Below are 23,747 nucleotides of genomic sequence, written 5' to 3'. Positions count from 1 at the left end.
ACTCTCTCAGGTGCCGGCGGGCCTACATTGGGTCCATGGCCGAGCACCTGCGCCCCTCGATCGTCGTCCTCAACGGCCCCAACCTCAACCTCCTCGGCGAGCGGGAGCCGCACCTCTACGGTCACGCGACACTGGACGACGTCGAGGCGATGTGTCGCGAGGCGGCCGAGCGCGGTGGGCACGACCTCGACTTCCGGCAGACCAACCACGAGGGCGTGATGATCGACTGGATCCAGGAGGTTCGGCACACCGCGGACGGGGTCGTCATCAACGCCGCCGGCTGGACGCATACCTCGGTCGCCATCCGCGACGCCCTCAGCAACGTCGAGGGAACGATCGTCGAGGTCCACATCACCGACATCCACGCGCGTGAGGAGTTCAGGCGGCAGTCGTTCATCAGTGACGTGGCCGACCACGTCGTCGTCGGCCACGGGGTCCGCGGCTATGTCGAGGCCGTCGACCTGGTCATCAGCCGAGAGGGTGTGCCGCGGCACCACTGAGCGGCCGCCGCCCTGGCGTCCTCGACCGGTCGGGGCCCACCATGGGGCATGGCCCCCGTGAGCACGACCGACCTCCTGACCCGCGCCGCCCGGATCGCCGCCGAGCACCGCGAAACCGTCGCCGACCGACCGGTCCAGCCGGATGTCGACCCCACCGCACTCGCCGAGGCCTTCGGGGGAGCGCTCCCCGCCGGTCCCACCCCACCGGAGGAGGTGGTGGAGCGGCTCGCCGCGGCAGCGCGGCCGGGGCTGATGGGCACGGTCGGGCCGCGCTACTTCGGCTTCGTCATCGGCGGCGCCTCACCTGCTTCGACGGCTGCCGACGTCCTGACGACCGGCTGGGACCAGTGCGCCTACAGCCCGGCGCTCTCGCCGGCGGCGGCCGCGGCCGAGCGGGCCGCGGCCCGGTGGCTCACCGACCTCCTCGGGCTGCCCGCCGGCGTCTCGACCGGGTTCGTGACCGGAGCCCAGGCGGCCAACACGGTCGGGCTCGCGACCGGTCGGACCAAGGTCCTGGCGGACGCCGGATGGGACGTGGCACGGGACGGGCTCTTCGGTGCACCCCCCATCCGGGTCGTGGCATCCGAGGAGCGACACGCGACCATCGACCGGGCGCTGCGGCTCCTCGGTCTCGGCACGGCCGGGGTCGAGCCGGTGGCCGCCGACGCCAACGGGGCCATCGACGTCGCGGCGCTCGAGACGGTCCTGGCGGCGGGGGCGGGGCCGACGATCGTCGCTCTGCAGCTGGGCAACGTCAACACCGGTGCGTGCGACGACCTGCTCGCGGCGATCCCGCTCGCCAGAGCGCACGGCGCCTGGGTGCACGTCGACGGGGCGTTCGGACTCTGGGCAGCGGCCAGCCCGAGTCTGGCCCACCTGACCGCCGGGCTCGAGCATGCCGACTCGTGGGGCGTCGATGCCCACAAATGGCTCAACGTCCCCTACGACAGCGGTCTCGTCTTCTGTGCCGACCCCGACCTGCACGCCGCGACGATGTCCTACAGCGCCGCCTACCTCACCGGCTCCGGCGCCACCGGCGACTACGTCCTCGGTGACCTCACCGCCGAGTCGAGCCGTCGCGCGCGCGGCTTCGCGGTCTGGGCGGCGTTGCTCGAGCTCGGCTCGGGCGGGGTCGCCGCTCTCGTGGACCGGTGCTGTGCGCTCGCGCGACGGATGGCGGACCGGCTCGCGGAGGGGGGAGCCTCGATCCACAACGACATCGTCCTCAACCAGGTGCTCGTCGGCTTCGACGACCTCTCTCGGACCGACGAGATCCTGCGGCGGGTCCAGCGTGAGGGCACCTGCTGGGTCGGTGGGACGACCTGGCGCGGTCGACGGCTGATCCGGGTGTCGGTCTCCAACGCCACGACGACCGAGGCCGACATCGACCGCTCGGCCGAGGCGATCCTTCGTGCCGTCGCGGCCCGCTGAGCGCGGGCTGAGCCTCGACCGCCGTACCCACGTCGACCACGTCGGAAGGGAGGCCCGCGGATTTCATGGGAGCCGACCGGCTCGTGTACTCTCGTGCGGCGCACGGTGTTCGCACCGAGCCCGCCCCCTTAGCTCAGTCGGCAGAGCGTTTCCATGGTAAGGAAAAGGTCGTCGGTTCGATTCCGACAGGGGGCTCAGGTCCGCCCGACGGAGCAGGTCAATCCTGGTTCCGGTGGACTCACGGCGGGATAGCTCAGCTGGTTAGAGCGCACGACTCATAATCGTGAGGTCGCGGGATCGAGCCCCGCTCCCGCTACTGGATCACGCTGCGGATTTCTTACCGGACTTCCGGCGGCGTACCATTGACCCTTGTGCCCGCGCCCGGGCACGCACACCCCGCAGAGCACGCGCACACTCCACTCGCACACTGCACAGGTTCCGAAAGCAGGTTGCCCCCGATGGCCAAGAAGTCCCTCGACGTCCGCCCCAAGATCACGTTGGCGTGCACCGAGTGCAAGGAGCGCAACTACATCACGAAGAAGAACCGCCGCAACGACCCCGACCGGCTCGAGCTGGCGAAGTTCTGCCCGCGATGCAAGAAGCACACCGCGCACCGCGAGACCCGCTGACCTCAGTTCTCTCGCGTCCCGCGAACGCTCGGCCCCGCTGAGTGCAGCACGCGCCCCCGGCCCCTCATCGAGGGACCGGGGGCGCGCTGCGTTCGCGGAATACCACCCCGCTCGGCGCCCCGCGGCGGTGCTCACGTCGTCGCGAGATCGCGCCGGCGTAGGCCGAGGACGCCGGCGATCGCGAGGACCACGGCGAGTGCGGACAGGAGGACCACCGGTGCTGCGTCAGTCGCCTCGACGGGCACTCGGGGGAGATGCCAGAACGGGGACAGACCCGCGAGGACGCCGGGTAGGTCGAGCAGCTCACCGAGATAGGCCTGCACGAACGCCCAGGCGACCGGAGCCCAGGCCAGCAGCGCCCACCGCGGGGCCCACGCGTGCAGGAGCACGGCGAACCCGGCGAGAACGAGCGCTCCGGGGAGGGTGACCAGGCCCGCTCGCACGACCGGCCACAGGAGGGCCCGGTCTCCCGAGACCACCGCGTGGGATACGGACGTCACGAGCGAGACGACCAGGAGGAGAGCCGTCGTCCCGGCTGCGGTGACGGCGATCCCCGACCAGGCCCACCGGGACCGGGAAACGGCGGTGGCCAGGACGTTCTCCGCGTGCCCGGACTCCTCCGCGTGGCGCAGCCGCAGCGCGGAGGAGACGGCGAACGCCGAGGTGGTGACTCCGAGCAGGGTCATGACATAGGCGAAGTAGCCCCGCGTGATGTCGTCCACCGAACCGGCGATGACCGCCGCGATGTCCGGGTTGGACTCGATCATCGTCTGCATCTCACGACCCACGCCGCCGAAGACGATCGACAGCAGCCCCAGGCCGACGGCCCACCCCAGCAGCAGACCGCGCTGCTGACGCAGGGCCAGGGCCGTCGGTCCGGCGAGCCCGGCGGCCGCCCGCGTGCGCCCCGGCCGGCCGCGCAGCAGACCGGCACCGAAGTCCCGCCTCGCCACGAGCCATGAGGCGAGCGCGAAGAAGACGATCGACAGGCCGAGCATGAGCAGGAGCGGCCAGGCCTCGGCCGACTCGCCGAACGGGCGGATCGCGTCCTGCCAGCCGAACGGCGACAGCCACGTCAGCGCTGTCTCGTCGATGGCTCCCACACCGCGCAGGACGAGGAAGACCGCCAGCACCGCGCCGGCGATCCCGAGGGCGGCGCGCGCACTCGAGGTGAGCTGGGCTGCTGCCGCCGCCACGGCGGTGAACACCAGTCCCAGCCCGGCCACTCCCGCCCCGAACAGCAGGGCGGGCCCCGAGCCGATGCCGGACGCGATGAGCACCGCCGACTCCAGGAGGCCGGCGACCACCGCGGCACCGAGCGCGACGGACAGGGTCGCCGCGATCGCGGCGTGCCTGCCGATGGCCGCGCTGCGGACGAGCTCGGCACTGCCCGACTCCTCCTCGGCCCGGGTGTGCCGGACCACGAGGAAGATCACCATGAGCGAGACGACGATGCCGGTGAGCGCGGTGAGCTCGTACGAGATGATGCCGCCGAGGGTGTCGGTGTCATAGGGGATGCCGGCCATCAGCCGCGTGACCGCGCTGTTCTCCACCGTCGCCCGGTAGCCGGCGCGCTCCTCGGGGGTGTCGTAGAGGCCGATGACCGCGTTCGCCGAGGCCGCCGTCACCCCGGCCAGGCCCATGAGCCAGATCGGGAGGCGCACCCGGTCGCGGCGCAGGATCAGCCGAACCAGGTGCCCGGTTCCCGCCAGAGGTCGGCTCCGGGGTGCCTCGTGGGAGGGGCTCACGCCGAAACCTCCTCGCCGTACTCGCGCAGGAAGAGCTCCTCCAGGGTCGGGGGATGGGCCTGGAGCGAGGCGATCCCGAGGTCGGCGAGTGCCCGGACGACAGCCTCGAGCCGGTCGCTCTCGACCTCCATCACGACACGGTGGTCCTCGTTCTGGACGTGGTGGACGCCCTCGATGCGGGCGAGTCCGGCCGCCGGGCGGACCGTCTCGGCGATGACCGTCGTGCGGGTGAGGTGCCGCAGCTCGGCCAGGGTCCCGGACTGCACGTTCACGCCCGCCCGGATGATGCTCACCCGGTCACACAGCGCCTCGACCTCGGCGAGGATGTGGCTGGACAGCAGCACGGTCGCGCCCTCCTCCCGCAGCTCGTGGACGGCGCGCTGGAACTCCGCCTCCATGAGGGGGTCCAGGCCCGACGTCGGCTCGTCGAGGAGGTAGAGCTCCACGCGCGAGGCGAGCGCCGCGACGAGCGCCACCTTCTGACGGTTTCCCTTGGAGTAGGTCCGTGCCTTACGGGCGGGATCCAGCTCGAACCGCTCGAGCAGGTCGGCGCGGCGCCGTTCGTCCAGACCGCCCCGCATCCGGCCGAGGAGGTCGATGACCTCGCCTCCGGTCAGGTTCGGCCAGAGGTTCACCTCTCCGGGGACGTAGGCCAGCCGGCGGTGCAGGTCCGGAGCCTGCCTCCAGGGGTCGCCGCCCAGGAGCCGGACCCGCCCCGAGTCAGCGCGCAGCAGGCCGAGCAGGACCCGCATCGTCGTCGACTTGCCCGAGCCGTTCGGTCCGAGGAACCCGTGGATCTCACCTGACTCGACGCGCAGGTCGAACCCGTCAAGGGCACGGACCGCACCGAAGGTCTTGACAATGGACTCCAGCTCGATGGTCGCCATCCACCCATCGTGGCACCGCGGTCCCGGCTGGGGGTCGGGACGACCCGATCACCGGTCGGTGGTGACGATCACCGGTAGTTCGTGAACGTCACCGCGAAGTCGAAGTCCTGGTCCTTGAGGAGGCGCTGGACGGCCTGGAGGTCGTCGCGCGACTTGCTCGTCACGCGGATCTCGTCACCCTGGATCTGGGTCTTGACCGACTTCGGACCCTCGTCGCGGATGATCTTGGTGACCTTCTTGGCGTTCTCCGAGGAGATGCCCTCCTTGAGGGGAACGTCGAGCTTGTACTCCTTGCCGGACAGGCGCGGCCCGGCCTCGGGGACGTCAAGGTGCTTGAGGGAGACGCCGCGCTTGACGAGCCACGTCTGCACGACGTCCAGGACGGCCTTGCACCGATCCTCGCTGTTGGCCTCCATCCGGATCACCTCGCCGGCGAGCTCCACGCGTGCGCCGACGTTCTTGAAGTCGTAACGGTTCGCGATCTCCTTGGCCGCTGTGTTGACGGCGTTGGCGACCTCCTGCTTGTCGTACTTGCTGACGATGTCGAAGCTGCTGTCCGCCATGGGTCGTGGCTCCTTCGCGTGTGGTCTGTCGTCTGGTCGGTCCGGCGCCTCCGGCAGCGATTTAGCCGCGGGCCGCTGACTTGCTATCCTTCCATGCGCACCAGGCAGGTTGTCCGAGCGGCCAATGGAAGCGGACTGTAAATCCGTCGCGAAAGCTACGCAGGTTCGAATCCTGCACCTGCCACCCCTGCCGAAGGGTCCCGCACCGTCTCCGGAGCGGGGCCCTTCGCTTATCTGTCATGTCGGGACAGTCGGCGCGTTTCGACGCCGCGTTCGAGATCCCCTCAACCCCTCCGACGTCGCAGGCGTCCACCACGCTGTGGACCCGGCGCTCGCCCCGTGGCACCGGTGCGTTCTTCCGCAACCGGGCCCCGGCCATGGGTTCGGCGCGCTACAGCGCGCCGAACGCAGGGCAGCGGCCCAAACACGGAACAACGACCCGGTGGAGCCCCGATCGTCAGTCCCGCTCGATCCGCTCGAGCACCGCCTCGACGACGGCGTCCGGAGCCTCGTCGGGGATCCAGTGCGAGACGCCCTCGAGCTCGACGTAGCGGTAGTCGGCATCCACGAAGTCACCGCACAGCTCCGCGCCGCGCCGCCGCAGCGCGAGGTCGCCCGTGCTCCAGAGATAGGTCGTCGGAACCCGCGTGGCCGGGAAGTCGGCGGCGGACTCCATGGCGCGGTACCAGCCGAGCGCCGCTGTGGTCAGGCCCGGCTCGCGCATCCGAGCCACGTAGTGGTCGATCTCGTCCTCGGGGAGACCGGCAAGCATCCGACGGAGCACGGCCCAGTCGTCCGCGGCCAGCCACTCCTCACCGGTGCCGGGCTGCCAGAAGATCCCGATGTAGGCGGCCGCCTCGCGCTGCTCCGCGTCCTTCACGTATGCGGTGGCGTAGGCCCGCGGGTGCGGCACCGAGACCGCGGTGAAGGAGCGCACCCGCTCGGGTGAGGCGGCGCAGACGTTCCACCCCACCTGGGCTCCCCAGTCGTGGCCGAGGAGGTGGAACGTCGGCGCGTCCACGGAATCGGCGACGGCGAGCGCATCGGCGACGAGGTGCGGCATCCGGTACGGCTCCACGCCCGCCGGCCGCGCACCCGGGCTGTAACCACGCTGGTCGGGAGCGACCACCCGCACGCCGTGCTCCGCGAGCCGCTCCCCGACGGTCTGCCAGGAGCGGGCGGACTGGGGGAACCCGTGCAGCGCCAGGACGGTATGCGGTGCCCCGCTCTCCCCGAGCGTCCAGACGTCGAGGACGAGCGGTCCGTCGGGGCCCGGCACCTCGACGTCGGTGCGGGTCCACGCCGCCGGTGAGTCGCGCATACCCGATGAGTCTAGGGAGGCGGTGCGAGGATGGCGTCATGGCCGACGAGACCCCCGCCGACGAGCCGGTAGCGGAGCCGCTGGCCGGCTATCCCCACCGTGCGACCTTCCCGACCCGATGGAACGACAACGACGTCTACGGCCATGTGAACAACACGGTCCACTACCTCGCCATGGACACGGTCATCAACGCGTGGATGATCGAGCACGCCGGGCTGCGGATCGATCCCGCCGGCGACGCACCGGTCGGGCTGTGCGTCGAGTCGGGGTGCCGCTACCTCGCCCCGGCCGAGTACCCCGACACCCTCACGGTCGGGCTGCGGGTCGGCGCGCTCGGGACGTCGAGCGTGACCTGGGAGCTCGGCATGGTCCGCGGTGACGGGACGCTCGTCGCGGAGGGCCGCTTCGTCCACGTCTTCGTCGACAAGGCGACCCGACGACCGACACCGATCCCGGAGCGGGCGCGCGGCGCGATCGAGGGCCTGCGCAGCAGGAGCTGAGTCCTCCTGGGCTACTCACCGGTTGGGTGATCCTGCCAACCGCGGGCATGCAGCGCAGTGCATAGTCACCCACCACGGGCTGACCCGGTGTCGCTACGGTCGCCGGATGACCGAGACCATCCACGTCCGCTACCGCGTCGACGACACCCCGCCCCTGCGTGAGGCTGTCCCCCTGGGCCTGCAGCACGTCCTCGTCATGATGGCGAGCAACGTCTCCATCCCCATCATCCTCGCGACGGCGATCGGGGCCTCGACGGGGGACACCGCGTTCCTCGTCCAGGTGGCGATGCTCGTCGCCGGCCTGACGACGCTGCTGCAGACGATCGGCATCGGGCCGGTCGGGGCACGGCTGCCGGTCGTCGAGGGCACGAGCTTCGGGTTCCTCGTCGTCTCGATCCCGCTCGCGCAGACGTACGGACTGTCGGCCGTGTTCGGCGGCGCGATCTTCGCCGGCGTCGTCCAGGTCGCGCTCGGCTTCAGCCTGCGCTGGCTGAAGAAGCTCTTCCCGCCGCTCGTCAGCGGCATCGTCGTTCTCGTCATCGGAATCGGCCTGATCCCGACCGGGATGAACCTGTTCGGCGGCGGCGCGGGCGCCGAGGACTTCGGCTCGTGGCAGAACCTCGGCCTGGCGATGCTCGTCCTCGCGGTCATCCTCGTCGCCTATCGCTTCGGCAAGGGCATCCTCGGGGCCGCCTCCGTGCTCGTCGGCCTCGTCGTCGGGTATGCGGTGGCCGCCTTCACCGGCAAGGTCTCCTTCGAGCGGGTCGGCGAGGCCGCGTGGTTCGCCATCCCGACGCCGCTGGAGTTCGGCCTGAGCTTCCCCGCCGCCGCGCTCATCGGTATGGGTGCGATGGCCATCGCGACTTCCGTCGAGACGATCGGCGACCTCGCGGCGCTGACCAAGGGCGGCGCCGGGCGTGACGTCACCGACAAGGAGCTCTCCGGTGGTGTCGTCGGCGACGGGGTCGGCACGGCGTTCGCGTCGGTGTTCTCGGCGCTGCCGAACACGACCTTCAGCCAGAACGTCGGCCTGGTCGCCCTGACCGGTGTCATGTCCCGCCACGTCGTGACCATCGGCGCCGGGTTCCTCATTCTCGGTGGACTGTTCCCCAAGCTGGCGACGATCATCGCGATCATGCCGGCGGCCGTCGTCGGCGGCGCGGCCGTGGTCATGTTCGGCATGGTGCTCGCGGCGGGGATCAAGCTCATCGCCGCCAGCCGGCTCAACCGGCACGACCTCCTCGTCATTGCCGTCGCGGTCGGAGTCGGCCAGGGCTTCGCGCTCGTGCCTGCGGCCGCCGACGCGTTCCCCGAGGAGCTGCGCGTGCTGCTCATCTCGGGCATCGTCCCCGCCGCGTTCATCGCGGTGATCATGAACCTCGTGCGGCCGGCCGAGGACGAGGGCGGACATCTCGACGTGGACACGATCGAGCCGGACGCGGCGCTCTGACCTCCCTGAAGAGTCTCCTGAGGGGGGCCCGCCGGATGGACGACGTGGCAGGCTAGCGGCATGGACCCCCGCGAGGCGTATGCGTCGGCCGCCGACCTCGAGCACGCCCTGGGCCGCACCGGGTACCTCTCGAGTCCAGAGCTCTCCACCGTGACCTGGCTCAGCCTGCGACTGGCTCGACCGCTACTCATGGAGGGCGAGCCGGGCACCGGGAAGACCGCGCTCGCCGAGGCGCTGGCGCAGGCCCTGGACCTGCCGCTCGTCCGGCTCCAGTGCTACGAGGGAATCGACGCGACTCAGGCGCTCTACGACTGGGACTTCCCCCGCCAGATCCTGCACCTTCGGGCCGTCGAGGCCAGTGCCGGAGGTGACCGGGGCGCGGACCTCGCCCAGGTCGAGGGGGAGCTGTTCGACGAGCGGTTCCTGCTGTCCCGGCCGATCCTCAAGGCGCTGCGCGAGGCGCCCGTCGTGCTGCTCATCGACGAGATCGACCGGGCCGACGACGAGTTCGAGGCTTTCCTGCTCGAGGTGCTCTCGACCTGGCAGGTGACGATCCCCGAGCTCGGCACCGTCTCCGCCGCAACGCCCCCGGTCGTCGTCCTCACCTCGAACCGCACCCGCGAGCTGCACGACGCCCTGAAGCGACGGTGCCTCTACCACTGGCTCGAGCACCCTGGACTGCAGCGCGAGCTCGAAATCGTGGCGAGCCGGGCACCCGAGGTGCCCGCGGCCCTCGCCGAGCAGGTGGTTCGCGCGACGCACGCGATCCGGGCCGACGACAGCCTGCTCAAGCCGCCGGGCATCGCGGAGACCCTCGACTGGGCCCGTGCCCTCACCGAGCTCGGGACCCGCGAGCTCGACGTCGAGACCGCCGCCGCGACCCTCGGCGTCGCCGTCAAGTACCGCGAGGACGCCGAACGCGTCCGGCTCGCCCTGGACCGGATCCTCAGCCGATGACCGCGACGGACGGTTCGGCGGTGGCTATGTCGGTCGACAGCCACCGCGGAACCGTCCGTGGCGGGGCGGTCCACCCGCCCGAGGCGATCCTCCTCGGGTTCGCCCGGGCGCTGCGTGCCGCCGGGGTCGCGGTCACGGCGGACCGCGAGCAGACGTACCTGCGTGCGGTGGCCACCGTCGGCCTCGAGGACCAGGCAGCGACGTACTGGGCCGGGCGGGCCACGCTGTGCTCGTCGCCGACCGACCTGGCGCGCTACGACCAGGTCTACACGGCCTGGTTCAGCGGCCTGCGCTCAGGCGTCAAGGCGCCCAAGCCCCAGCCGGTCGTCATGACCTCCGACCTCCCGAACGACGACTCGCCGGGCATCGGCAGCGATCCCGAGGACACCGAGGCGATCCGGGCCATGGCCAGCGACACCGAGGTTCTCCGGCACCGCGACATCGCCGAGCTGTCGGGCGGAGAGCGCGCCCGGCTCGCGGGGATGTTCGCGACCCTCCCCACCGCCCGCCCGCGCCGGCGGGCGCACCGGCACTCGCCGGCTCCGTCCGGTGGGCTCGACGCGCGCCGGACCCTGCGGGCCGAGCTGAAGAACCTCGGCGAGCCGTCGCGGATCCACTTCCGGCGGCGAGCCACTCGTCCGCGGCGGGTAGTCCTCCTGCTGGACATCTCGGGCTCGATGAGCTCCTACGCCGACGCGCTGCTGCGGCTCGCCCACCACATCTCGCGCGGTGAGAGCCCGACCGAGGTCTTCACCCTCGGCACGCGGGTCACCCATGTCACGCGGGCGCTGCGCAACCCCGACGCCGACCGCGCCATCATCGCGGCCGGGGAGCTCATCCCCGACTGGTCCGGAGGAACCCGCCTCGCCGACGGCCTCGGGGTCTTCCTCAGCCGGTGGGGTCGGCGCGGGATGGCCCGCGGTGCGGTCGTCGTCATCGCGAGCGACGGCTGGGAGCGCGGTGACCCGGCGGACCTCGCGCTGCAGCTGACGCGGCTGCGCCGGCTGGCCCACCGCATCGTGTGGGTCAACCCGCACCGGGGCCGGGCGGGGTACCAGCCCGTGCAGCGCGGGATCGTCGCCGCCCTGCCCTTCTGCGACGCCTTCGTCGCCGGTCATTCGCTCTCGGCATTCGCGGACGTGGTCCACGAGGTGAACTCAGCGAGATGATCGAGATGATCGCCGTGGTACGGAGCGAGACGAGAACGGACAGGGTCTCCCGGGTGGCCGGGACGGACCGACAGGAGGTCGACCGTGCGTGAGGTACTGGACCGGCTGCTGCCGTGGTGGGACGAGGGCCATCCGGTCGCGATGGGCACGGTCGTCGCGACGTGGAGGTCGGCGCCCAGACCGGCCGGGGCGGCGATGCTCGTCAGCGGGGACGGAGAGGCCGTCGGCTCGGTCTCCGGCGGGTGTGTCGAGGGCGCGGTCTACGAGCTCGGGCAACAGGTCATCGACACGGGTGCGCCGGTTCTCCAGCGCTACGGGGTGAGCGACGAGGACGCCTTCACCGTCGGCCTCACGTGTGGGGGCATCCTCGACATCTTCGTCGAGTCGGTCTCCCGCGAGACCTTCCCCGAGCTCGGCGAGGTCGCCGAGGACATCGCGGCCGGGCGTCCCGTCGCCGTGGCGACGGTCATCGAGCACCCCGATCCGGAGGTGCTGGGCACCCACCTGGTCGTCCGCCCCGAGGGGCGCGCACCGCATACCCACATCCTGTCCGAGCGGGCCGACGAGGCGATCATCGACGATGCCCGGGGCCTGCTCGCGGCCGGCCGCAACGAGACCCTCACGTACGGGCCGGACGGTGAGCGCCGCGGGGAGGGGATGCGCGTCTTCGTCGCCAGCCATGCACCCAAGCCGCGCATGCTCGTCTTCGGCGCCATCGACTTCGCCGCCGCCGTCGCGAGGATCGGATCCTTCCTCGGCTACCACGTCACCGTGTGCGACGCCCGCCCCGTCTTCGCGACGGCCAGTCGGTTCCCGCACGCCGACGAGGTCGTCGTCGCCTGGCCGCACCGCTACCTGCAGGAGGAGGTCGAGGCGGGGCGGATCGACGCCCGGACGGTCATGTGCGTACTGACCCACGACCCCAAGTTCGACGTGCCCGTCCTCGAGATCGCGCTGCGCGTCCCGGAGGTCGCCTACATCGGGGCGATGGGTTCGCGGCGAACGCACGAGGACCGACTCGAGCGGCTGCGCGAGGCCGGTCTCGGGGAGACCGAGCTGGCCCGGCTGTCGAGCCCGATCGGTCTCGACCTCGGTGCCCGCACCCCGGAGGAGACGGCCGTCAGCATCGCCGCCGAGATCATCGCACTGCACTGGGGTGGCGGAGGAGAACGCCTGAGCGGGATGATGGGTCCCATCCACGGCGGGGACGAGGCCGACCCGGCCTGACAGGGCGCCCCGCTGCTTCGGGAGAAGGAGCGGTCATGCCGCCGGTCACCGTCACCCCGCACGACCGAGCCGTCGCCGCGCTGGAGCCCTTCGGCACGCTCCCCGACTGGCTTGCCGCCGTGATGCGGCCGGAGCGCCTCGAGGAGTCGCTGCGCAGACACGCGACCGGCCTGGGCGACGGGGGGCCGGCTCTCGTCAGCGCCGAGACCGACCAGCTGCGCGCCAAGGGGGAGCGCTGGCTCGTCCGCGTCCTCGTCACCCTGGCGTGGCCGGACCGCGACGAACACTCCGAGGTGGCGCTCGTGGGCGAGCTGCACCCTCCGCATCTCCCCGGGCGGGCGGATGACGGCGCCGTCGTCGCATCGGAAGGGGAGCCGGCCCGGCCCGGTGAGCCCGGGTGGCGGGTCCGGCTGCCCGACCTCCGGCTGGAGCTGACGGCGGAGGAGAGCGACGGCGCCCTCCCCTCGCTGGGCGATCTCGTCGACCCCGACGCCTCGGCGCGGCTCATCGAGGGGATGCTCCACGACGCCGGCTACCCGTCGGCCCGGGTGGCCACGACAGTCCCGACCGTGGCCCGCTACAAGCCGGGCTCGCGGTGCACCATCGTCTACGACGTCACCTACGACCCGCCTTCTGCCGCGCTGCCGAACCCCGTCATCGCCAAGACGCACCAGGGCGAGAAGGGCGTCCGCTCGCACGAGGCGATGACTGCCCTGTGGGCGACCGCCCTCTCGTCGGGCGACGCCGCGGTGATCGCCGAACCGCTCGGCTACCTCGTCGACGGGCACATCCAGCTCCAGGGGCCGGTGCCGGAGGACCGGATCCTCAAGGACCTCGCGCACGAAGCGTTCCAGACCGAGGATCCCGTTCTGCTCGACGACCTACGCCTGCACCTGAGGGCCACGGCGCTCGCTCTCGCCGCCCTGCACACGAGCGGAGCGGAGCTCGGCGCGACGGTGGGCTTCGGCGACGAGGTCGCGGACGCCCGGTCACTCGTCGACGAGCTCGCGCGGACCGTTCCCGACCTGGCCCGCTGGGCCGAGCCCACCCTGACCCTGCTCGAGGCCGCTGACCGCCGCATACCGGCCGATCCCCAGGTGAGCAGCCACAACAGCTTCAGCCCGGCTCAGGTCCTGCTCGGTCCCGGCGCCCCGGCGATCATCGACTTCGACAGCGCGGCGATGGGGGAGCCGGCGATGGATGTCGGCCGTTTCCGCGCCGGCCTGCGCTGCGTCGGCGTGCCGGCGCTGGCCAAGGGTCCGGGCGGCTACCGGGAGGACCGGGTGCGCGCCCGCCTGGACCTCCTGGACGACCTGTGCGATGCCTTCCTCGACGCCTACCGCTCCCGGGCACCGGTGACGTCGGAGCGGGTCGCACTGTGGGAGTCGCTGGACCTGTTCACCTCCCTGCTCCACACCTGGACCAAGGGCCGGATCGAGAAGGTGACGCCCCGGCTCGCGACCCTGCGGCACTCGCTCGGTAATCCACTACTGCCGTCCTGAGCGGCTCCGCCGCGCGCGATCGGGTCGTTGTCGCGATAATCGCGGCCATGGATCTCGTCGCCGCACTCGCGGACCAGCTCGACTGGCACTGGCAGGCCCAGGCCCGACCGCGCCTCGAGGGACTCACCGACGCCGAGTACCTCTGGGCGCCGGCTCCGGTGGCCTGGACCGTGCGGCACCGGGACTCACCCGCACCGGAGTGGGTCACGATGCGCGCGGGCTCGGGGGAGTGGCTGATCGACTGGGCTGTGCCCGAGCCGGACCCGGCGCCGGTGACGTCGATCGCCTGGCGGTTGGGGCACATCCTCGTCGGGGTCCTCGGGGAGCGGGTGCACAACCACTTCGGCGGTCCGCCGGCCGACTACCTCTCGTGGGAGTACGCCGGCACGGCGACCGAGGCGCTCGCACAGCTCGACGCCGGCTACGAGCGGTGGATCTCCGGGGTGCGCGGTCTGACGAGTGAGACGCTCGATCGGCCGGTGGGCCCGGCCGAGGGTCCGTTCGCTGAGTCCCCCATGCGCGACCTCGTGCTGCACATCAACCGCGAGATGATCCACCACCTCGCCGAGGTCGCGCTGTTGCGCGACCTGTGGCGGCAACGCTGAGCCGACCCGAGCCGAAGCCGACCCGAGCCGCCGGGGACTCAACCCACTCCGCGACGGACGGGTATGCGGTGGTCATCGGCGCGCATAACCACCGGTGAGCCGTCCCTCGCGGGACAACACTTGCCTCTGCGGAAAGGCGCGGGGGCGGTTCGGGCCGCGTGACGCATACCCAATCCTGACCCGACCCTTGCCAGGTGATGTGGATCACGACAAAGATCAGGAGGGACCGAACACAGCAGCGTGGCTGGAGGGCCAAATGACGCGAATCTCCGTCAAAGTCGATGGAGTCAGGTACTCCGACGACGTCGAACCGCGGACCTTGTTGGTCCACTACCTGCGCGAGACGCTCGGGAAGGTCGGCACCGTCGTCGGATGCGACACGAGCAACTGCGGTGCGTGCACCGTCCACGTCGACGGCCGCAGCGTGAAGAGCTGCAACATGCTCGCCGTCCAGGCCGACGGCCGTGAGGTGACGACGATCGAGGGGATCGCGACCGACGGCGGCCTGCACCCCATGCAGCAGGCGTTCCACGAGTGCCACGCGCTGCAGTGCGGGTACTGCACGCCCGGCATGATCATGCAGGCGATCGACCTCGTCGGCGAGAACCCGGACGCCTCCGAGGAGGAGATCCGCGAGGGTATGGAGGGCAACCTCTGCCGCTGTACCGGCTACCAGAACATCGTCAGGGCCGTGCAGCAGGCCGCGGGTGTGATGGCGGGTCAGGCCGCCTCGAGCAGTCAGGCGGGTGAGTGACATGACCGCCGTCGACGACCGCCCCACCACCGAGGTCGGCACCGCCCGCGTCCGCAAGGAGGACCAGCGCCTCATCACCGGTCGCACGAAGTGGACCGACAACATCCAGCTGCCCGGCATGCTGCACCTCGCCATGGTGCGCAGCCCGTTCGCCCATGCGAACATCGGCGCGATCGACACCACGGCTGCCCAGGATGCCGAGGGTGTCGTCGCCGTGTTCACCGGCAAGGACCTCGCCGACGACCAGGGTGTGAACATCAACGCCTGGCCGATCACCCCCGACCAGCTCACGCCGACCCACCTGCCGGTCGCTGTCGAGCGGGTCGCGTGCGCCGGTGAGATCGTCGCCGTCGTCGTCGCGCGCTCTGCCGCGGCCGCCCGCGACGCCGCCGAGCTCGTCGACGTCGAGTGGGCGGAGCTGCCCGCCGTTCTCGACCTCAAGGAGGCGGCGGCCGACGCGGTTCTCGCCCACCCCGATCTCGGGACGAACAAGTCGGCGCTCTGGCGCCTCGACTCCGCCGAGCAGGGCAGCGGCGGTGACGTCGACGAGGCCATCGCCAAGGCCCGCGAGAGCGGCATCGTCATCGAGCGCGAGTACCGCCAGCAGCGACTCATCCCCGCCTTCATGGAGCCGCGATCCACGGTCGTCGACCCCACCGGCGAGCAGCTGGTCGTGTGGTCCTCGACCCAGGTGCCGCACATCCTGCGCTTCGCGCTCGCCGCGACGACCGGGGTGCCGGAGTCCAAGATCCGCGTCATCGCCCCCGACGTGGGCGGCGGTTTCGGCGGCAAGCTCCAGACCACGCCGGAGGAGTTCGCGACGTTCGCCGTCGCGCGCCGGCTGGGCAAGCCGTGCAAGTACACCGAGACCCGCTCCGAGACGATGATCTCGTGCCACCACGGTCGCGACCAGTGGCAGAAGCTCACCCTCTCCGCCGAGAAGGACGGAACGGTCACCGGCCTGAAGGTCGAGCTGCTCGCCGACCTCGGTGCCTATGTCGCCATCGTCGGTGGCGGCGTGCCGGTGCTCGGGGCGTGGATGTTCAACTCCATCTACAAGTTCCCGGCCTACCAGTTCAACTGCCAGACGGTGCTCACGAACAAGACCTGGGTGGACGCGTACCGGGGGGCCGGACGGCCCGAGGCGACCTTCGCGATCGAGCGGATGATGGACGAGCTCGCCGCCGAGGTCGGCGCAGACCCCATCGCGATCCGCGAGAAGAACTGGATCACGCACGAGGAGTTCCCGTTCACCACCGTCGCCGGCATGACCTACGACTCGGGCAACTACGAGGCGGCGACCGCCAAGGCGCTCGAGCTGTTCGGCTACGACGAGCTGCGTGAGGAGCAGCGTCGACGCCGCGAGTCCGGTGACCCGGTCCAGCTCGGCATCGGCGTCTCGACGTTCACCGAGATGTGCGGTCTTGCGCCGTCCCGAGTCCTCGGCTCGCTCAGCTACGGCGCCGGCGGCTGGGAGAGCGCGAGCATCCGGATGCTGGCCACGGGTACGGTCGAGGTCGTCTCGGGCGCGACGCCGCACGGCCAGGGGCACGAGACGGCGTGGAGCCAGATCGTCGCCGACCGCCTCGGCGTGCCGTTCGAGAACGTCGAGGTCCTGCACGGCGACACCCAGGTGGCGCCCAAGGGTCTGGACACCTACGGCTCCCGGTCCCTCGTCGTCGGCGGTGAGGCGATCGTGCGGGCCGCCGACAAGGTCATCGAGAAGGCCCGGCCGATCGCGGCGCACCTGCTCGAGGCGAGCGTCGACGACATCGAGTTCGAGTCGGGCCGGTTCACCGTCAAGGGCACGGACCAGGGCATGGGTCTGACCGACCTCGCCCTCGCGGCCTTCACGTGCCACAACTTCCCCGAGGGGGTGGAGCCCAACCTGGACGCCGACGCGACCTACGACCCGGTCGCCTTCTCGTTCCCGCACGGGACCCACCTGTGCGCCATGGAGGTCGACACCGAGACCGGGGCGACGACGATGCGCAAGTACGTCTGCGTCGACGACATCGGGACGATCATCAACCCACTCATCGTCGAGGGCCAGGTCCATGGCGGACTGGTTCAGGGCATCGCCCAGGCGCTGTGGGAGGAGGCGGTCTTCGACGACCAGGGCACCCTCGTCTCCGGCTCGTTCGTCGACTACACCCTGCCGACGTCGGCCGACACGATCAGCTTCGTCACCGACCACACGTCCTCGCCGTCGACGACCAACACCCTCGGCACCAAGGGTGTCGGCGAGGCCGGGACGATCGCCTCGACCCCCGCAGTGGTCAACGCCGTGGTCGACGCCATTCGTCACCTCGGGATCGACGACATCCAGATGCCCTGCACCCCGGAGCGGGTCTGGCGGGCCATCCAGTCAGCCGGCGAGTCGTCCGGCGGGTCGGTGCCGGAGCAGGCCCAGGAGCACTTCGCCGCCGGAGGCCTGAACCAGGACCCCGGCGCCGGGTCACCCGAGCCACCCACCGCCTCGACGACGGCAGGAGAGAACGCATGATCCCCGTAGCCTTCGACTACGTCGCACCCGAGTCGGTCGAGGACGCCCTCGCCGCCCTGGCCGAGGCGGGCGACGAGGGCAAGGTGCTGGCCGGGGGCCAGTCCCTGCTCCCGGTGCTCCGGATGCGGCTCAACGCTCCCGAGCGGGTCATTGACCTGTCGCGGATCGCCAACCTGCGCGGTGTGTGCGAGGACGGCGACCACATCGTCGTCGGCGCGATGACGACCCACCACGAGGTCGCCCACGATCCGTTGATCCGCGACCACGCAGCTGTACTCGCCGAGGCGGCCTCGACCGTGGCCGACCCGCAGATCCGGCATCGCGGGACTCTGGGCGGTGCCCTCGCCCACGCCGACCCGGCCGGTGATCTCGGCGCGCCCGTCCTCGCCCTCGACGCCGAGCTCGTCGTGACCGGCATGGGGGGCGAGCGTCGGGTGCCGGCGACCGAGTTCTTCACCGACCTGTTCGAGACCGCCGTCGGCGACGGTGAGCTGCTCACCGCCATCCGGATCCCGAAACACACGGGCTGGGGCGGTGCATACGAGAAGTTCGTCCGAGTCTCGCACCAGTGGTCGATCGTCGGCGTCGCGGCCGTCGTCAAGGGATCCGGAGGCACCGTCGAGCAGGCCAAGATCGGCCTGACGAACATGGGCTCGACCCCGCTGCGCGCGTCGGCCGCGGAGGCGGCGCTCGCGGGTGCCTCCGGCGAGGCGATCGCCGCGGCCGCTGCCAAGGCGGCCGATGGCACGACCCCGCCGAGCGACCTCAACGGCGCCTCGGACTACCGAGCCCATCTCGCCCGGGTGCTCACCCGGCGAGCCGTCGACCGAGCGCTGGGAGCCTGACGCATGGAGCTGACGCACGACTTCACCGTGCCCACCGACATCGAGACGGCCTGGGCGACCTTCCTCGACCTCGAGCGGGTCGGCAGCTGCTTCCCGGGGGCCACGGTCACCGAGGCCACCGAGGAGTCGTTCTCGGGCACCGTCAAGGTCAAGCTCGGCCCGATCGCCCTCCAGTACGCCGGTGCGGGGCAGTTCCTCGAACGCGATGACGCCGCCCATCGAGCGGTCCTCGAGGCCAAGGGCAAGGACAAGCGCGGCAACGGCACCGCCGGTGCGACAGTGACCATGCAGCTCGCGCCGAGCGCCGAGGGCACCCGGATCGACGTGAAGACCGAGCTCCAGGTCACCGGCAAGCCGGCCCAGTTCGGCCGGGGCGTCATGCAGGACGTCTCCGACAAGCTGCTTCAGCAGTTCATCGCCTGCATCGAGGGCCAGTTCGCCGAGGGCGGGGCCGCAGAGGAACCCGCCACCGCTGCCGCCGGCGCGCCGGCCGAGGAGGTGGTGCCCTCACCGGCACAGGTGACCGGCGAGGCGGAGCCGGACGACGGCGCCCGCCCCGCGTCGGCTGCATCGGCATCGGCATCGGCGCCGGCCACCGCGCCGCCGGCGGCCCGACATGCCGCGCCCGTCCAGGACGACGCGATCGACCTCGGGGCGACGGTGCTCCCGGTCATCGCCCGGTCGTATGCGCCCTACGCCGGCGTCGCCCTGCTCGCGTTCGTCCTCGGGTGGCTGTTCGGACGGCGGCGCTGACGAGGCCGCGAGTCGACGGAGAATGAGGCGCTCGCCCTGCCTACGATGGGCGGGTGAGCGCTGAGCCCCCTGTCGAGCACACGACGGACCCGTCCGTGCCGGACCGGGCCGGGATGGGAAGTCGCCGCTCGGCGGGTCGTTTCCCCAACTCCGTCTACGGGGTCGGGGAGGAGCCGGACCCGCGGTTCTCGCTCGCCAACGAGCGCACCTTCCTCGCCTGGATCCGCACCACGCTCGCCCTGCTCGCCGGCGCCGCGGCGGTGGATGCGCTCGACCTGCCCATGCCGCAGACCGCCCAGCACACCATCGCCATCGCGCTCGCCCTGGCCGGTCTGCTCAGCGCGGTGCAGGCGTGGCGGGGCTGGGCGGGGACCGAGCGGGCCATGCGGACCGACTCCCCGATGCCGCGCAACCGCACCCTGCTCCCGCTCGTCGCGCTGCTCTGCGTGGTCGCCGTCGCGTTCGTCGTCGCCTCGGTCGCGGCCTGAACCGGGCCGGAGATGGCACGGGATCCAGGGCTCCAGGTCGAGCGCACGGTGCTGGCCTGGCGCCGGACGACCCTGGCCCTCGCGATCGCCACCCTCGTCATCTCCAGGCTGACCTTCACATCCGTCGGCGCGTCGACCCTCGTGCCGACGCTGCTCATCGGGGCGGGACTGCTCTGGGTCGGGGTCGTCCTCAGTCGCCGGCGCGGGGTGGCGCACCCGGAGGACCCGTACTTCGACTCACTCCTGCCCGACGGGCGGCTCCCCCTCGTGGTCGCTCTCATCGCCGCAGGGCTCTGCGTCGGCGAGATCGCCGGGGTCGTGGCCCAGCTCGTGCGCTGAGCGGTCTGCACAGGATCTGCACATGTTCCTGCGGCGGCCTACAGCCCGCTGCTCATAGCCTCGGGGGTATGACAGGAACCGGCGGGGAGACAGGTGGGTCGTCGACCCCGGCTGCACACATCCTCGTGGTCGAGGACGACGCCACGATCAATGCCGCGCTGGCCGACCGGCTGCGGGCCGAGGGGTTCGACGTGACGTGCGCCTTCGACGGCCCCGGGGCCGTCGAGGCCTGCACCGCCGGCCACCCCGACCTGGTCGTCCTCGACATCATGCTCCCGGGCTTCGACGGGCTCGAGGTGTGCCGACGGATCCAGGCCGAGCGACCGGTCCCGGTCCTCATGGTGACGGCGCGTGACGACGAGACGGACATCCTCGTCGGGCTGGGCGTCGGAGCCGACGACTACCTGACCAAGCCCTTCCGGATGCGTGAGGTCGTCGCGCGCGTCCGGGCCCTGCTCAGACGCGTCGAGCGCGCAGCCGAGCTCGCCCGCGGCGGCCGGGTCGCGCATACCCACGCAGGCGTCAGCCTCGACCCCTCGACCCGGGCGGTCACGGTCGACGGCACACCCGTGCACCTGACGCCCACGGAGTTCGACCTGCTCGACGCGCTCATTCGCGAGCCGGGAGTGGTCCGGCGGCGCGAGGACCTGCTGCGCGAGGTGTGGGGGTGGAGCGACGACCTCGGCAGCCGGACCCTGGACAGCCACATCCGGTCCGTGCGGGCGAAGATCGGATCGGAGCGGGTGCGGACCGTCCACGGCGTCGGCTACGCGTTCGGGCCCGAACCGGTCTCGGGGGATCAGGCATGAACCGCGACCGTCCGCTCGACCAGCTGACATCGATCAGGTCCAAGCTCGCCGTGCTCGTCGGCGCGAGCGTGCTCGTGACCGCCGTGCTCGCGCTCATCGGCGACCGGGCCGGCGTGCCGGTGTGGATCACGGTGCCTGTGACCCTCGGGGCGGCCCTCGGTGTCACGGCGTGGCTCGCGCGGGGCATGACCGCGCCGCTGCGCGAGATGACCGAGGCCGCCACCGCGATGGCCTCCGGGGACTACGGGCGGCCGGTGACGACGACGAGCTCGGACGAGGTCGGCGTCCTGGCCCGGGCGTTCACGACCATGGCCCGCGACCTCGCCGCCACCGACCAGCAGCGGCGCGAGCTCATCTCGACCGTCTCGCACGAGCTCCGCACGCCTCTGGCGGCCCAGCGCGCCGTCCTCGAGAACCTCGTCGACGGCGTCACCCCGCCGAGTGCGACGACCCTCAACGCCGCACTGGCCCAGGCCGAGCGGCTCAGCTCCCTCGTCGAGGACCTCCTCGACCTCTCCCGCCTCGAGAGCGGCACGATCCGCCTCGACGTGGTCGACATCGAGGTCGCGGACCTCGTCGCCGGCGCCGTGCGGGAGGCCGACCTCACCGATCGGGACGTCCGCTTCGAGATCGACGTCCAGGACGGTATGCGCGTGCTGGGTGACCGGGCCCGGCTCACCCAGGTGCTCACGAACCTCCTGGACAACGCGGCCCGCCACTCACCGCAGGGGGGTGCCGTGAGCGTGCATGCGACCCACTCGAGTGACCGCGCGAGGTGGCACCTCGACGTCGTCGACCAGGGGCCGGGGATCGACCCCGGGGTCGCCGATCGCATCTTCGAGCGCTACAGCACGGGCGGGGAGCACGGTGGCGGAACCGGGCTGGGCCTGGCCATCGCCCGCTGGATCTGCGACCTGCACGGGGGGTCCGTCGCGATCGTCCCCCACACCGGCGGCGCCCGGGTCCGGGTCAGCCTGCCCGTCGATCCGCGAGCGGCCGGAGCACGACCCCAGCCGTCGCCCTCCATGGCCGCTGTCGACCAACGCCCGTCGACTCATCCGTCCCCCTCCGCCGACTCCACATCGGAGCTCCCAATGACGTCACCAGCGCCCTCCGCGCCGACCGGCCCCGCTGCGCCGCGGGCATCCCTCACCGCGCCTGCCGGGACCGTGGTCTCGACCCTGTGGCCCGAGCGGGAGTCCCGTCCGCAGCCGGTACTGCTCCTCGGGTCGCTCGCCGTCGGCGCCGTGGCCGCGCTTCTCGCCGTCGAGCGTGCCCTCGGTCTGATCGCCTTCGCGGTCCTCCTCGCAGGCGGCCTGCTCGTGTGGGCGGCCAGCGCATACCGGACCACGCGGCTCACGACGGTGGGCGCGGTCCTCGCCGTCGGTCTCGGCCTGGCCACCGTGCTTCGCGCCGCCGAGTGGCTCGCGGTCGTCTCGGTGCTGCTGGGCGGCGTCGTCGCCGCGACCGTGCTGACCCGGGCGACGAAGGTCTCCGGCATCGTGGCCGCCGTCGCCGCATGGCCGCTCTCCGCGGTCCGGGGACTGCCTCTCCTCGGGTCGACGATCTCTGCGACGAGCCGGCACGGACTGCTGTGGCCGATCCTGCGGACCGTCGCCCTATCACTCGTGGCGCTCGTGCTCTTCGGGGGCCTGTTCGCCTCGGCCGACGCGATCTTCGGGTCGTGGGCCAATGCGGTCGTGCCGGACCTGCGCTGGGACAGCATCATCGCGCGCGCCTTCGTGTTCGTCATGGTCGCCGGGATCACGCTCGCCGGCAGCTACCTCGCTCTCAACCCGCCCCGCGTGGACGACGTGATGGCCCCGGCGCGGCGCTCGGTGCGTCGCTGGGAGTGGGCGGTGCCGGTGGGCCTGGTCGTAGCCCTCTTCTCCGGCTTCCACGTCGCCCAGGCGAGTGCGACGATCCGAGGACACGACTACGTGCGGGAGACGACCGGCCTGTCCTACGCGGACTACGTGCACCAGGGCTTCGCTCAGCTGACCATCGCCACGATGCTCATGCTCGCCGTGGTCGCGGTCACCCTCCGCAAGGCCGCCACGCACACACCTCAGGACCGCATCTGGCTGCGCGTCATACTGGGGACGCTGGGGATTCTCACGCTCGGTGTCGTGGCCGCCGCGATGTGGCGCATGCACCTGTACCAGGAGGCGTTCGGGTTCACCAGCCTCCGGCTGTTCGTCGACGGCTTCGAGCTGTGGCTGGGTCTGATCGTCGTCATGGTCCTCGTCTCGCTCGTGCGGCTCTCGACCCGCTGGGTGGGCCGCGCCGCCGTGCTCACCGCCGCGGTGCTGATGATCGGACTCGGTGTGCTCAACCCCGACGCGTGGGTCGCGGAGCACAACATCGAGCGGTTCGAGAGCAGCGGCCGGATCGACGCCGCCTACCTCGCGACCCTCTCGGACGACGCCGTCCCGGTCATCGCGGACTCGAGCCTTCCCGCGGACATCAAGGCCTGCGTGATCCATGTCGAGCCGTATGCCGACCCGGCCCTCGTCGCCGCCCAGGACGAGGACGACTGGCTCGAGCTCAACCTCGGCCGGGAGCGCGCCGCCGATGCGCGGGATTCGGTGCCACCTCCGGCTGACCCGGAGTCGTGCACGCGCTTCTACGACGGCGACGTCCAGCTCGTCGGCTCCTGAGGGCCGATCGGCACACGCTCCGCCGGCGGCTCGGGCCGCGGTGGGTGGATGCAGCCTTGTCCGGGAGCGGCGGGTCGCGCGCGGTGGGGGAGAGTCTCCCGCGC

At 71.6% G+C, this 23,747-nt stretch carries 22 protein-coding genes and 3 tRNA genes; 21 read left to right on the top strand and 4 right to left on the bottom strand.

What is annotated here, in order from left to right:
- The first annotated feature begins 35 nt into the window (after positions 1 to 35).
- The 5 genes from aroQ to rpmG all read left to right on the top strand — a co-directional run bounded on the left by aroQ (position 36) and on the right by rpmG (position 2,560).
- On the top strand, positions 36 to 500 hold the full coding sequence (aroQ, locus tag GA707_RS02460; RefSeq protein WP_152176802.1) for a type II 3-dehydroquinate dehydratase: 465 nt from the start codon (positions 36 to 38) through the stop codon (positions 498 to 500).
- Positions 501 to 557: 57 nt separating this feature from the next.
- Positions 558 to 1,931, top strand: coding sequence for an aminotransferase class V-fold PLP-dependent enzyme (locus tag GA707_RS02455; RefSeq protein WP_226963475.1), 1,374 nt, complete (start codon positions 558 to 560; stop codon positions 1,929 to 1,931).
- Positions 1,932 to 2,053: 122 nt separating this feature from the next.
- Positions 2,054 to 2,126: transfer RNA gene (locus GA707_RS02450), tRNA-Thr, on the top strand.
- Positions 2,127 to 2,173: 47 nt separating this feature from the next.
- Positions 2,174 to 2,247, top strand: a tRNA-Met gene (locus tag GA707_RS02445).
- Positions 2,248 to 2,389: 142 nt separating this feature from the next.
- Entirely contained in the window at positions 2,390 to 2,560 is a 171-nt protein-coding gene (rpmG, locus tag GA707_RS02440; protein ID WP_152176800.1) for a 50S ribosomal protein L33, read from the top strand.
- Between the two features lie 131 nt (positions 2,561 to 2,691).
- Here the strand turns inward: rpmG and GA707_RS02435 are convergent, their stop codons facing one another.
- The 3 genes from GA707_RS02435 to GA707_RS02425 form a co-directional block, all read right to left on the bottom strand.
- Positions 2,692 to 4,308, bottom strand: coding sequence for an ABC transporter permease (locus tag GA707_RS02435; RefSeq protein WP_152176799.1), 1,617 nt, complete (start codon positions 4,306 to 4,308; stop codon positions 2,692 to 2,694).
- Positions 4,305 to 5,195 carry an ABC transporter ATP-binding protein gene (locus GA707_RS02430; protein ID WP_152176798.1) on the bottom strand — a complete coding sequence of 297 codons (891 nt, stop codon included), beginning with the start codon at positions 5,193 to 5,195 and terminating at the stop codon, positions 4,305 to 4,307. The genes GA707_RS02435 and GA707_RS02430 overlap by 4 nt, the downstream gene beginning before the upstream one ends.
- A 68-nt stretch (positions 5,196 to 5,263) precedes the next feature.
- A complete protein-coding gene (locus GA707_RS02425) occupies positions 5,264 to 5,758 on the bottom strand; it encodes a YajQ family cyclic di-GMP-binding protein (protein ID WP_152176797.1) in 495 nt (164 codons plus the stop codon).
- Between the two features lie 103 nt (positions 5,759 to 5,861).
- Here GA707_RS02425 and GA707_RS02420 point away from each other — a divergent pair.
- Positions 5,862 to 5,942, top strand: a tRNA-Tyr gene (locus GA707_RS02420).
- Between the two features lie 273 nt (positions 5,943 to 6,215).
- On the opposite strand, the gene GA707_RS02415 is transcribed toward GA707_RS02420, so the two are convergent.
- Positions 6,216 to 7,079 carry an alpha/beta fold hydrolase gene (locus GA707_RS02415; RefSeq protein ID WP_152176796.1) on the bottom strand — a complete coding sequence of 288 codons (864 nt, stop codon included), beginning with the start codon at positions 7,077 to 7,079 and terminating at the stop codon, positions 6,216 to 6,218.
- A gap of 38 nt (positions 7,080 to 7,117) precedes the next feature.
- On the opposite strand from GA707_RS02415, the gene GA707_RS02410 reads away from it, so the two are divergent.
- The 15 genes from GA707_RS02410 to GA707_RS02340 all read left to right on the top strand — a co-directional run bounded on the left by GA707_RS02410 (position 7,118) and on the right by GA707_RS02340 (position 23,643).
- Positions 7,118 to 7,579, top strand: a complete 462-nt coding sequence (locus tag GA707_RS02410) for a thioesterase family protein (protein WP_152176795.1) — start codon at positions 7,118 to 7,120, stop codon at positions 7,577 to 7,579.
- A gap of 106 nt (positions 7,580 to 7,685) precedes the next feature.
- Positions 7,686 to 9,029 (top strand): uracil-xanthine permease family protein, encoded by a 1,344-nt coding sequence (locus GA707_RS02405; protein ID WP_152176794.1) that lies wholly within the window; start codon positions 7,686 to 7,688, stop codon positions 9,027 to 9,029.
- Positions 9,030 to 9,089: 60 nt separating this feature from the next.
- Positions 9,090 to 9,986 carry a MoxR family ATPase gene (locus tag GA707_RS02400; protein ID WP_152176793.1) on the top strand — a complete coding sequence of 299 codons (897 nt, stop codon included), beginning with the start codon at positions 9,090 to 9,092 and terminating at the stop codon, positions 9,984 to 9,986.
- On the top strand, positions 9,983 to 11,155 hold the full coding sequence (locus tag GA707_RS02395; protein ID WP_152176792.1) for a VWA domain-containing protein: 1,173 nt from the start codon (positions 9,983 to 9,985) through the stop codon (positions 11,153 to 11,155). Before GA707_RS02400 ends, GA707_RS02395 begins: the two co-directional genes overlap by 4 nt.
- A gap of 84 nt (positions 11,156 to 11,239) precedes the next feature.
- Entirely contained in the window at positions 11,240 to 12,382 is a 1,143-nt protein-coding gene (locus GA707_RS02390; protein WP_152176791.1) for an XdhC family protein, read from the top strand.
- Positions 12,383 to 12,417: 35 nt separating this feature from the next.
- Positions 12,418 to 13,884 carry a phosphotransferase gene (locus GA707_RS02385; RefSeq protein ID WP_152176790.1) on the top strand — a complete coding sequence of 489 codons (1,467 nt, stop codon included), beginning with the start codon at positions 12,418 to 12,420 and terminating at the stop codon, positions 13,882 to 13,884.
- Positions 13,885 to 13,931: 47 nt separating this feature from the next.
- The gene (locus GA707_RS02380) at positions 13,932 to 14,489 is read left to right on the top strand and encodes a DinB family protein (protein WP_152176789.1); all 558 of its coding nucleotides are present in this window, start codon (positions 13,932 to 13,934) and stop codon (positions 14,487 to 14,489) included.
- A gap of 256 nt (positions 14,490 to 14,745) precedes the next feature.
- Entirely contained in the window at positions 14,746 to 15,243 is a 498-nt protein-coding gene (locus tag GA707_RS02375; protein WP_152176788.1) for a (2Fe-2S)-binding protein, read from the top strand.
- A 1-nt stretch (position 15,244) separates the two neighbouring features.
- Positions 15,245 to 17,749: a xanthine dehydrogenase family protein molybdopterin-binding subunit gene (locus GA707_RS02370; RefSeq protein WP_152177053.1), complete on the top strand. Its 2,505-nt coding sequence runs from the start codon at positions 15,245 to 15,247 to the stop codon at positions 17,747 to 17,749.
- On the top strand, positions 17,746 to 18,594 hold the full coding sequence (locus GA707_RS02365; RefSeq protein WP_152176787.1) for a xanthine dehydrogenase family protein subunit M: 849 nt from the start codon (positions 17,746 to 17,748) through the stop codon (positions 18,592 to 18,594). The genes GA707_RS02370 and GA707_RS02365 overlap by 4 nt, the downstream gene beginning before the upstream one ends.
- Before the next feature lie 3 nt (positions 18,595 to 18,597).
- Complete coding sequence (locus tag GA707_RS02360; protein ID WP_152176786.1) at positions 18,598 to 19,347, top strand: SRPBCC family protein; 750 nt, start codon at positions 18,598 to 18,600, stop codon at positions 19,345 to 19,347.
- A 53-nt stretch (positions 19,348 to 19,400) separates the two neighbouring features.
- Positions 19,401 to 19,835, top strand: coding sequence for a YidH family protein (locus GA707_RS02355; RefSeq protein ID WP_370459974.1), 435 nt, complete (start codon positions 19,401 to 19,403; stop codon positions 19,833 to 19,835).
- A gap of 12 nt (positions 19,836 to 19,847) precedes the next feature.
- Positions 19,848 to 20,174 (top strand): DUF202 domain-containing protein, encoded by a 327-nt coding sequence (locus GA707_RS20680; protein WP_193315124.1) that lies wholly within the window; start codon positions 19,848 to 19,850, stop codon positions 20,172 to 20,174.
- 68 nt (positions 20,175 to 20,242) lie between these two features.
- A complete protein-coding gene (locus GA707_RS02345) occupies positions 20,243 to 20,983 on the top strand; it encodes a response regulator transcription factor (RefSeq protein WP_152176785.1) in 741 nt (246 codons plus the stop codon).
- Positions 20,980 to 23,643 (top strand): DUF4153 domain-containing protein, encoded by a 2,664-nt coding sequence (locus tag GA707_RS02340; RefSeq protein ID WP_152176784.1) that lies wholly within the window; start codon positions 20,980 to 20,982, stop codon positions 23,641 to 23,643. The genes GA707_RS02345 and GA707_RS02340 overlap by 4 nt, the downstream gene beginning before the upstream one ends.
- Positions 23,644 to 23,747 lie beyond the last annotated feature (104 nt).

This window comes from Nostocoides sp. F2B08 (genome assembly GCF_009184895.1).
GTDB lineage: Bacteria > Actinomycetota > Actinomycetes > Actinomycetales > Dermatophilaceae > F2B08.
Note: the sequence above shows the minus strand (reverse complement) of the source record. Positions and strands in the feature narration are given on the sequence as shown.